Annotated in this window: 8 protein-coding genes; 3 read left to right on the forward strand and 5 right to left on the reverse strand. The window is 59.0% G+C overall.

Annotation, left to right across the window (positions count from 1 at the left end):
* Positions 1 to 256: 256 nt before the first annotated feature.
* Complete coding sequence (locus FJ938_RS28955; RefSeq protein WP_023781606.1) at positions 257 to 538, reverse strand: hypothetical protein; 282 nt, start codon at positions 536 to 538, stop codon at positions 257 to 259.
* Positions 539 to 976: 438 nt separating this feature from the next.
* Positions 977 to 3277, reverse strand: a complete 2301-nt coding sequence (locus tag FJ938_RS28960; protein ID WP_140700025.1) for a mannose-1-phosphate guanylyltransferase/mannose-6-phosphate isomerase — start codon at positions 3275 to 3277, stop codon at positions 977 to 979.
* Between the two features lie 586 nt (positions 3278 to 3863).
* On the opposite strand from FJ938_RS28960, the gene FJ938_RS28965 reads away from it, so the two are divergent.
* The 3 genes from FJ938_RS28965 (at position 3864) to FJ938_RS28975 (ending at position 7183) form a co-directional block, all read left to right on the forward strand.
* Positions 3864 to 4199 (forward strand): hypothetical protein, encoded by a 336-nt coding sequence (locus tag FJ938_RS28965; RefSeq protein WP_140612782.1) that lies wholly within the window; start codon positions 3864 to 3866, stop codon positions 4197 to 4199.
* 171 nt (positions 4200 to 4370) lie between these two features.
* On the forward strand, positions 4371 to 6227 hold the full coding sequence (locus FJ938_RS28970; protein WP_140612781.1) for a GNVR domain-containing protein: 1857 nt from the start codon (positions 4371 to 4373) through the stop codon (positions 6225 to 6227).
* 332 nt (positions 6228 to 6559) lie between these two features.
* Positions 6560 to 7183, forward strand: a complete 624-nt coding sequence (locus FJ938_RS28975) for a sugar transferase (RefSeq protein WP_140612791.1) — start codon at positions 6560 to 6562, stop codon at positions 7181 to 7183.
* A 12-nt stretch (positions 7184 to 7195) separates the two neighbouring features.
* Here FJ938_RS28975 and FJ938_RS28980 read toward each other — a convergent pair whose 3' ends face one another.
* The 3 genes from FJ938_RS28980 to FJ938_RS28990 form a co-directional block, all read right to left on the reverse strand.
* The gene (locus tag FJ938_RS28980) at positions 7196 to 7426 is read right to left on the reverse strand and encodes a hypothetical protein (RefSeq protein WP_140612780.1); all 231 of its coding nucleotides are present in this window, start codon (positions 7424 to 7426) and stop codon (positions 7196 to 7198) included.
* 317 nt (positions 7427 to 7743) lie between these two features.
* On the reverse strand, positions 7744 to 9054 hold the full coding sequence (locus FJ938_RS28985; protein WP_140612779.1) for a polysaccharide biosynthesis/export family protein: 1311 nt from the start codon (positions 9052 to 9054) through the stop codon (positions 7744 to 7746).
* Between the two features lie 14 nt (positions 9055 to 9068).
* On the reverse strand, positions 9069 to 9941 hold the full coding sequence (locus FJ938_RS28990; protein ID WP_140612778.1) for a glycosyltransferase: 873 nt from the start codon (positions 9939 to 9941) through the stop codon (positions 9069 to 9071).
* Positions 9942 to 10091: the final 150 nt, after the last annotated feature.

The raw sequence follows: 10091 nt of genomic DNA on the forward strand, positions 1-10091 counted from the left end.
TCTCGGGTGGATAACGATTCGATGTGAACCCCAGCCTCTTCATGAGCGCCGAATCTTCGTCGGCAAGCCTGATATACGATGACCGCTTTTCATTCCCGCCCAAAGACTGTGAAGCGTACAACATCTATAAGCCCGCCCGATGTCTTCCTTTCTATCCCCAACGGATCGAATGTACATTAAATTTGGCGTGATGGGTACCCGTGCGACGTCGCAGCTACCAGCATGCGAAAGCAAGTTGTGCGTCGCAACCCCGCAGCTAGCTTTTATTTCTTGTGAAAGTTTCTTGCATGGAATCGACTATTTCGGCGGCGATGAAGCTGCTGCGATTGTCCACTTGGCCGGCGGCATTCCGCAAGGTCTTTGATGCGTCCTTGAGCAACCCTCTTATCTGTCTTGCCGACAACAATTCCGATGCCTCAAGTTCAAGCAGCACCGATTCACTTACGTGCAACGCGGCAAGGGCAACAGCTCGAGGCCTGGTGGCCAGCAATTTCAAGAGATCACTGCTGGGCCTAGTACGCGATTTCTTTTTTGCCATAGTATGCTTCTCAACTGTCCGGACAAGAAGGGTGTTTGGACTCACATCACCTCGCCTTGAGCGATTTAATCGCGATCCGCGGCGGCAACGAGATTGGAAAAGCTCAATCTGTGCGTCCCTTTAGACATATTGTAAGCATGCTATCCCGGTTTGGAGCGACGACACAGAGGCAGGCGTACCGAATTAGCCGTAGCTTGCCCTTCCACCTTGGGACACCACGATACCGCCGTCGCCGCTGAGACGTCGCATCGGAGAACGGCGACAAGTCTTTTATCAGAGAAACCATGGTCACTTACCCAGCTAACGGGGTCGCCGCTTGCCGTCAGCGACGGGTCTCGCCACCTTTGATCGGACGGGCGCGTACATCGCTGGCCTGCCACGCCGTCGAATTTTCTTCCGTACCCAGCCGGATGAATAGTGTGGGGCAGACCGTGAGGCTTAGCCCAGAGCCCGCGCGGCGAAGCTCTTGCCCAGGCCCAAAGCCGGCATCGGGAAAGATTCGATCTGCCCTTCGGTCTTGTCCAAATACTGCATCAAGGCCGTCACCAAGTGGTAGAAAATGCTGGCGGGAACCTCCGTTGCCTGTGATCTTCCGCGCTCGTCAATTCTGTCGATCCACAAGCCAAGGGGGGCGGGATCGATATGCCATCGAAAGAGGCGGGCGACACGGGCCTCTATCTCTGGTTTCAAATCAGGCCCGTCTATGCCGTCCAAGGCTATGGCTGCCTTGATAGCCTCGCATTGCGGCCAACTGCGGGAGAGCCGGTCGATGGGCATTCCCTGCCGCGACACAGCCGCGTAAGCCAGACCCGTAGCCCGATTCAATCCGCTGGCGATCGCGGACGAATAGAGCTTCCGTGCATAACTGGCCAAGTCCTTTTGTCCGCTTTTTTGAGCGAAATCGATGAGAAGCGAAGCCCATTCGAAATGGTGGCCGGGTTCGGTCGACAGGCCTTTTTCTCCAGGCAAAGGTAGCCAGTCGACGTCGAAATTTTCCCCTACCGTCCAGCTCTCCTGGTCGAAGAAATGGCATCTGAAGAGATCGACCACGCGAGCCGCCCGGCGCAGATAGGTGCGGTCGCCAGTAACGCCATGCCACGCAAGGAAAGCCTCCAGCATGTGCATGTGCGGGTTCGAAAACCGCATCCCGTTGGAGCCGGAGGTATCCAGGAAGCCGTTCAGACGGTCGTCTTCGAGATGCGCGTCGATGAAATGAAATGTCTCTTGCGCCAGTCGCAAGGCCTCGCGATGGCCGCATCGATGAGCATGGCAAAGTGCCAGGAGTACGCAGGAATGGTCGTATGCGTCCTCCGCAGGGTCAGCCACGCTGCCATTGACATTAAAGGTGCGCACCCAGCCGCCACGGGTGGTACGGCCATGTTTGGCAATGAAGTCGATGCCGTGGTCGATCAGCTTGTCGGCTGGTCCCGCCCAGCCGCGTTCCTTGGCCACCGCGAAGGCGTAGATCTGGCGAGCCATGGTGCGCATGCGCTTGGGCTTCCCCAGCGGCCTTGTGTCGAAACCGAGCGCCTCGTGAAAGCCGCCGTTCACATCATCGACCCCTACGGTGGACCAAAGCGGCAGGGTTTCGTTGAAGAGCCAATGTTCGACGCGCTTGCGCCAGGAGCCGTTGATGATGACCCGGTCTCCCGAGGGCGTGTACTTCGTCTCAAGCCGTCCGCTCTTTTCCAACTGCTCGACGACCTTCTTCACGTTCTGACTGTGGCTGACAGGGGCGACGAACACCGCGTCCGGTGTCGCTACTACCGCCACCCCCTTCATGCCGATGACGGTCAGCAGCCTGCCTTGACTTCTAAGGTAGGAGCTGTCGCAGTCCATGGCGACGATGTCGCCCATAACGACATTGCCATTGCCGTCTGTCGGGCTCGCTTCGAGCAGCGATTGCCACGACCCAAGGTCGTTCCAGCGGAAGGAAGCTGTAACCATTGCAATATCGCGTGCATGCTCCATGACGGCATAGTCGATCGAGGTGGAGGGGACGGCCGAGTAGAAGCCCTGGGGGAGACAGATACCCGAGAGGTCCGTGCGTGCAGTCTTGTGGGCCCGTTCTGCAGTTTCCCAGATGTCCGGCTGGAACTCGAGAAATGCCCGACGCATGGTGTCGGCACGAAACAGGAAAATGCCGGCATTCCAGTAGAATCGCCCTGACGATACGTATTTGCGCGCTGTCTCGGCGTTGGGCTTTTCGACGAAGCGCGAAACTGCAGCCACGCGGTCATCAGTTCCTGCAACTTCGATGTAGCCGTATCCAGTTTCCGCATGCGTTGGCTTGATGCCGAACACGATGATGCTCCCTGACTCGGCGGCAGGAACGCCCGACTCGACGGTCTCCCAGAATTGCGCGTCGGTCGATATTTCATGATCGGAGGGAACCACGAGCACAAGTGCATCGCTGCCATGTTCCGAGATTGTCTGCAGGGTGGCTATGGCCACGGCTGCGGCGGTATTGCGACCGACAGGCTCGAAGATCGGTTTACCGCCGTTCAGGCCGAGCGAAGCAATGTCAGAGATAACGCGATCGGCATGTCGTTCGGAAGCGATCAGGTAGATTGGGGTCTGATTGTCGGGCCGCGCCTTGAGCCGCCGGACAGTCTTTGCGAGCATTGAACCGTCGCCCGAAAGGTCGTGGAATTGCTTTGGATTGTCTTCGCGCGAAAGTGGCCACAGGCGCGAGCCCACGCCCCCGCTCATGACAAAACACACCAGCTCGGATGCCATACTCGAGTCCCTTCTCAAGAAATCTCTAACTACTGGCTCCGACCTATGGATCTTGGCGCAACTGCAGGTCGAGAGCATCGGCCATGTCGTGGCGCCCTTTGGACGGAGCAGCGCACCAGAGCCGGATTATAGGCTTCTCCGTCGAGGCTGTCACTGTGGCCCCGGCGAGGAGCTGGCAGCAGCGGCGTGAGGCAGGCAGACTGCGAAAAGCCATGCCGACGTCCTGGACGAAGGCCGCCAAGGAACAGCCCGGCGATTGGGCGCCATCTCGGCGGCGATCAAATGGCTGCCCAAGTCACGTCCACTACCATCCAGCGCGGCGGCGGGCCCGACACCGCCTCGTGATGTAATTGAGTTTGTAAAGGACACCTTCCGCTCCGAAATCGCTCACGAGGGAGGGTATTAGCATGCTGTGGGGCGCCGGCCTCGTCAGGAATTCGGGCAGTCCTGACACCCAGATACGCTCCCCTCATCCAATAGGAGATGCCAATCGGCCGCCGAAAGGATGTCTCGTAGAGGCGAGAGTGTTTTGTATTCTGGCACATGCGTTCCATTCGGGCGCTCACGTTAAGGATTGGGCCGCAAAATGCCGTTTCCCGCATTGAGGTCCCCGTCGCGCGAACATGTCGATGAAAGGCGCCTTGGCCGGCTGGTTCGCCTTCTTCAGGCCACGCAAGTCGAAATCGAGAAGGAGGCGACGCAACTTTATCCGTCGGAAAACGCGATGGCGGACTGCGCCGCGTTTTCTGTGCAGGCGCTCGAGAACGGCGAGACCCTCGAAGTTATCTCCGTGAGGATCGATACGCTCACACATAATATGATGTTGAATCACACACGGCAGGTCTCGCTGCAGCGGCAGCTGTCATTCGTGCGCAGGACTCAAGCAGAGTTGCAGCGCCTTCTTCCCTCCCATAGGACGTAGCCGCATACGCCAATTGGCGGCGTTTACCTTCCGCACCGCCGGGATAGTCTTTTGGGGCAATCTGGGATCGCGGGGCCGCAGCTTTCCACCAGACATCGGCCGGACACCATGTTTCGCCTGCGTCAGGATGGCGTGCGCCGGAGTTTCCCGCACGCCTGCAGGAGAAGTTGAATGGACCGCATGTTGCCTCATCATTGGCCTGCGACAACGAACAAGCAGGGTGCCATCAGCCAGGAGTTTATCGGCCTCGCTGATATAACCGGATTTTTGCGGCGTTACCTCAGAACGATCATTGCCTGCCTTGGCGCCGCCCTCTTGGTGGCCTGGTTCTACAACTCGACCACCGACCCAGTGTTTACCGCCAGTGCGCAGATCCTGATCGAGCCGAAAGTGCCGCAACATCTACAGGAGGGCGGAGAAGTAAACCTGTCATTGGACACCGCGCAGGTGGAAAGCCAGATCGCAGTGATGCAGTCGGAAAAAATCGCGGCGATGGTCATTGAGCAGCTGAAACTCGTCGAAGACCCTAAGTTCAATCGTCCACACGCGCCGATTTTACCGGAGGCATTCAGAAAAATAAAAATGGTCCTGGCTGACGCTTTGGGAGCCCAAAAAAGCGCCAGGCTGACCTCGCTGTGGGAGTATTTCGGCTTGGGCATGCCAGAACCCGCCGCATCACTGAGCGACTATCAAAAATTCCGCCACACAATGTCGAGTTTCCGCGACGGCCTCGATATCCGCAGGGTCGGTGTTTCCTACGCGATAGACATTTCCTTCACCTCCGTTGATCCCGAGGGCGCATCCAACATTGCCAACGCCACGGCCGATGCCTTTGTGCATGAACAGATCGAAACCAAGGCCGACGCGGCACGGGAAGGTGGCGCGTGGCTCGAGAAGCGTCTTCAGCAGCTTCGTGCGCAAATGAACGCGGCCATGGCGAAGGCTCAGGAGTTCCGTTCTCGGCACGACTACAGTGTCGGCAAGGAGGCCAACAATGAAGAGGCCAATGCCACGGACGGCGTCAACGCCGTGCCGACGCTCGAAGAGCTCGAGGTGACCGCCGAAACCTATCAGAAGATGTACGAAAGCTTCCTCCAGGCCTACACCAACTCGGTGAGCCAGCAATCGTATCCGGTGGCCGACGCGAGGGTGATCACGGCCGCGACAGCGCCGCTTTATCCGAGCGCTCCAAGGCCGAAACTAGTCCTTGCCTTCGCCGCGATTGCCGGGCTCATTGTCGGCATCGGGATTTCGTTTGTGAGGCACACGCTCGATTGGACCGTCAGGTCGCCGCGGCACATCAGGGAGAACCTCGGCATCGAGTGCCTCGGAGAGTTGCCTTTGACGAGCAAGCGAATGGAATCCGGCCACATTGACGAGGTCAAGAGACGTCCCTACTCGCGATACAGCCAGTGTCTCAGAAAGGCACGGGCCGAGATCAGCCTTGCGGAAACCAACCATCAGGTCAAATTCCTCGGGTTGACCGCCGTATCCAACGGCAGTCCCAAGAGTTCCGTCATCAGCAATCTCGCCACGCTTTACTCGATGTCCGGTCTAAAGACGCTGGTGATCGACGCCGATGTCCGGCGATCGGTTACCACCATGCGGCTGCTCGGCCGCTCGGTTGTCTACGACAGACTGTGCCAGGACCCGATCCGGCTAAGCATCGTGCGCGCACCAGGCCGGCCGTTCGACCTGCTTCGCAGTTCCGTGGTGGAGGGCACCGACTTGTTGACGCCACGCAACATGGAGGCGTTCCTCTCGGAGGTTACCGCTTTTGGTCTCGCCGATCGCGAACTTGGCGCCTACGACGTTGTCATCGTTGACCTGCCGACACTGGCCTCGGGAGCCGACGAACTGATGGTCGGGTCCGTTCTGGACGGTGTCGTCATCGTTGCGGAATGGGGCAAGACGCATTCCGAAACGCTGCGGGACCTTGTCAGAGCGTTGCAGGCCAGCAGGGCGCATGTGCTTGGAGCCCTTTTGGCGAACGCTCGGGCGATGACATCCAAACACCGCACGACATGAAAAGGGCAGATGCGTCCTCGAAAGCGTGGAAGACGTTCGGGATCATGCCTCGGCATTAAGTTTAGGGTGGGGCGCGCAGCGCTACCTCCTTTGCCTTTCTTGCCGAGCGTCCCCCAGATTGGGAAAGTGTCATAGTCAAACAATTCGAAACAATGATCGTCATGACAAACGCCTTCGAGAAGCAGTCACATCTCGCACCCTCGAGTTGGGGCCAGCCATCCGTTCCGGTGGCAGTCGACAACCGAGCGGTCCTGCATGTTGTTTCGGCTCCCGACCACGACAGTGGCGGGGTGTTGTTGATCGACTTGTCGCCCGCCATCAGGGCAGGCTCTATGAATCCTCCCGTGGGAGGTCTTCTGAAGCGAATCCTGGATTTGATCATAGCGGTCACGGCGCTTGTCATGGCCGCGCCGGTAATGGTTGCTGTTGCCCTGCTCATCAGGATCACGACAGGCGGCCCGGCGGTGTTCCCGCACAGCCGGGTCGGCCTCGGCGGAAGACCGTTCAACTGCTATAAGTTCCGTTCGATGGTCGCCAATTCGGAAGCCGTTCTGACAGCCTGCCTCGAAGCCAATCCCGACATCAGAATGGAGTGGGAGAAGACCCACAAGATCAGGAACGACCCGCGCGTGACGTTCCTCGGGCGAATGCTGCGAAGGTCAAGCCTCGATGAACTCCCCCAACTCTACAACATTGTCCGTGGCGACATGAGTTGCGTGGGGCCGAGGCCGGTCGTGAAGGAAGAGCTCCAGCTTTACGGCGACCACGTAGCGGACTATCTCCGCGCCAGGCCGGGACTGACCGGTCTTTGGCAGGTGAGCGGAAGAAGCAGCGTGGACTATGCCACGCGCGTGGCGCTGGACAGCCACTATGTTCGGAACTGGTCTGTCTGGTCCGACATCGCGATCCTGTTCAGGACCGTCTTCGCGGTGATGCGCTTCGACAGGACCTCCTAACCCCCTGACGCGTCACTCTGCGGTTTGCCTCCAGCGGACGGACAGAAGCACCCCGATGATGTACGCGCCTGCCAACACGAATGCCAGGATCAGGAATTTGAGGACGCTCACATGGCCCGGAAATCCAAAGCCGTTCCAGGCCAAGCTTCCAATCGCAAGCAGGGCGGTGGCTGCGAGAAGTGCGGAAACCTTGAACCGCAGGCCTATCAGAGCGCCCGCAGCCGCCAGGGCGATTAGTGTCATGAGCACCGACATCTCCAGTGGCAGGACGGATCAACTCACTGCGGCACAAGGTTCCGTCCGGGGCCTGAGGGCCCACGGTGCTCACTGATATGCGGCCTCAAAGAGCAAGGCAAGTGCTGCGAGCATTGCCTAGACGGTCGGCTTGAGTGCCGAGTCTTGCTTCATCTTCCTGATCTTCCTGAATGGCTTCGGCGGCCGTGGTTTCAGGGCACAAGCCAAGCCGATCATATGGAGGCGATCGAGAGCGTCACAGGATCTGATGCGGTGGGGACCGATCAGCCAACTACGTCAGTTGCCCTGGCGGATCGCGGACTTGATCAATTGATGCCCTGAACCGGAACCGTCCCGGCCTGAAGGCTACCGCCTGTAGGTATGCTAGCCAGACCTGCGTCCGGCGCCGGGATCTCGACCTTCACTGTGTCGCCGGGTTCTAATGCTGTCGTCTCCTCGGCGGGAAGTTCGGCGGTGCTGCTATCCGTTGTCCGGACGATCTTGAAGATTGGCTTGGCACTTTCGGAGCGTTGCCTCAGAGCGAGCAGGGCGGGGACTGCAATCTCGGTTTCGTGCAGCAACTGCACCGCGGTATCGGCCTTGCTGGTGACTTCGTTGAGCTGCAGCTGGGTTTCGCGCAAACCTTCAGCGACTTCGCTGGCGTGCCGGTTGCTGATGTTGAGAATCTCGATGTCGGTCTTGCTGATCTCCTGCCTCACGCGCAGCAGCGAGGTCTCGGCAGCGAGCCTGTCCCCTTGCATCTGCGCGACCGTCCCCTCAAGCGATAGCTCGCGTGGTGCAACCGCCAGTCCCTTCTCGACAAGCGTCGAAACACTCGCGAGCTCCTTCTGGACAAGCTCGATCTGCTTGTCGTGGAATGTCAGTTGCTGTCCCAGCGAATCCAGTTCCTTTTCTAGGAAGTCCCTGAGTTCATGGAGTGAACGCAGTTGCGTCGTCAGCGCGTCCTTGCCGATCGCAAAGATTTTGCGCTCCTGGTCCATTGTCGATGCAACGGTTTGGTTGGAAGCCCTGTCGTTCAATTCCGCAGGAAATGAGATCTCCTCGCTGCCGGCCAGTTCGGCTTCAAGGCGCGCCTTGCGGGCAAGAAGGCTGACATTGTTCAGCGCCAGTAAACCCACATCGCCCTGGCCTGAGATGACTTCCCGCCCGAGCCGCGATATGTCGTCCTGGCGTATAGGGAAGCCGCCCGCGATCCCCACCGCCTGCAGCACGGTCAGTCCGGGCCGATAAGGAAACTCCCCGGGCTGCTTGACGTTGCCGACGATGTAAAAAGGTCTGTACTGCACAATTTCTACAGCGACATCGGGCTGGCGGCCGAGCCCCATGTTCCGCATCAAGCGATCGCCGATGGCCCGGGCGAGGTCGCCGGGAGCGGTGCCCTGCGCGCGTATCTGGCCGACAAACGGAAGGAAGAGCGTGCCGTCGGCACCGACGACGAAAGCGTCGTTCAGAGCCGTCCATTCGAAAATCACATCACGTGATGCGCGCCATTCATAAACCTTGAGCCTGACCTTATCTTGGGGTCCGAGCAGATACTCGGCAGCCGCCGAAGGCAAGGCGCCGGCGACCGCCGCGGCCAGTGACGCAGAAGCGATCGTCAAAACCCATTTGCGCATTGTCTTCCCCTTCGTCAGATTTTCAAGATGTACTCAGGTTCGATTCGGCCAATCGCGACGTGCAGGATAGCGAGCAGGTTACCCCTGAGCCTGCCCCTACGGTCGACATACGGCTCGGGCCACAGGCTCTTTGCCAGATTGGCTGCAATATTCCTGAGCATCAGGGGAAGCGCGAAAGAGGCCGGCACGGACCCCTTTTTGATCAGATAGATCGCATTAGCAACCTGGGAGTAGCCGAATCGCTCTCCGCTGACGCGACCTGTCTTGATGCCCAGATGGACTCCTCTGATCGAGGATACGCAGACCACCCGGCCTTTGGATCTCAGTTGGCTGGTGAAGTCGATGTCCTCCTGCCAGCCATACAGGACGAGGCGCTCGTCGAAACGCAAATCACCCACAAGCGAGGAACGGACCGACATGTTACATCCGTATGCACCCACATGGTCGATTGCCGAAGGTCCGGCACTGCGGGTGCCCTCTGCTGCCCGCAGCGCGGCTTCGGCATCTTCCCAGGTGAGGCCAGCGTTGGCGGCCCCGTCCTTGATGACCCTGCCCATCACCACCGCCCATTCGTCATTTGTGATAAAGGCTTGTTCGATCTGCTTCAGGTATTCGGCCGATGGGACGAAATCGTCGTCGAAGAATGTGATGATGTCGAAGCGCGCCAGCGACGGCGCAAGAGCCGTGTTCCGCTGTGCGGTCAGCCCCCTCGGCCCGAAAACACATTTTACAGGAAAGGGGCAACTGGCCGGCAATTCAACATGTGTGGCGTCGGGCGCGGACAATATGACTTCATCGGGAAGTCTTTTCTGGCTACCCAAATAGCCGAGCAGGCGCGCAACCTGCGCGCTGCGGCCTAGGGTTGGGATAATCACTGCCAGTCTCATGCCAGGTCCATGTTTTGGTGTCCGCCGACCCTAGGACGGCGAACACATCTGGACAGCCTGCATAAAAGGGTAAGGAAGGACAGCCCCAGGTTACCTCGGAGCATAGGCTTTTGGCGTATTCCGGGCGGACGGTCTCCAACCAAAAGTATT

The sequence above is a fragment of the Mesorhizobium sp. B2-4-14 genome, from assembly GCF_006442155.1.
GTDB lineage: Bacteria > Pseudomonadota > Alphaproteobacteria > Rhizobiales > Rhizobiaceae > Mesorhizobium.

What these genes read in the sequence shown, in the direction of transcription:
- FJ938_RS28990 (WP_140612778.1), bottom strand. Translation starts at nt 9,941, where the DNA reads ATGAGACTGGCAGTGATTATCCCAACCCTAGGCCGCAGCGCGCAGGTT.
- FJ938_RS28955 (WP_023781606.1), bottom strand. Translation starts at nt 538, where the DNA reads ATGGCAAAAAAGAAATCGCGTACTAGGCCCAGCAGTGATCTCTTGAAA.
- FJ938_RS28975 (WP_140612791.1), top strand. Translation starts at nt 6,560, where the DNA reads ATGAATCCTCCCGTGGGAGGTCTTCTGAAGCGAATCCTGGATTTGATC.
- FJ938_RS28985 (WP_140612779.1), bottom strand. Translation starts at nt 9,054, where the DNA reads ATGCGCAAATGGGTTTTGACGATCGCTTCTGCGTCACTGGCCGCGGCG.
- FJ938_RS28965 (WP_140612782.1), top strand. Translation starts at nt 3,864, where the DNA reads ATGCCGTTTCCCGCATTGAGGTCCCCGTCGCGCGAACATGTCGATGAA.
- FJ938_RS28970 (WP_140612781.1), top strand. Translation starts at nt 4,371, where the DNA reads ATGGACCGCATGTTGCCTCATCATTGGCCTGCGACAACGAACAAGCAG.
- FJ938_RS28960 (WP_140700025.1), bottom strand. Translation starts at nt 3,277, where the DNA reads ATGGCATCCGAGCTGGTGTGTTTTGTCATGAGCGGGGGCGTGGGCTCG.
- FJ938_RS28980 (WP_140612780.1), bottom strand. Translation starts at nt 7,426, where the DNA reads ATGACACTAATCGCCCTGGCGGCTGCGGGCGCTCTGATAGGCCTGCGG.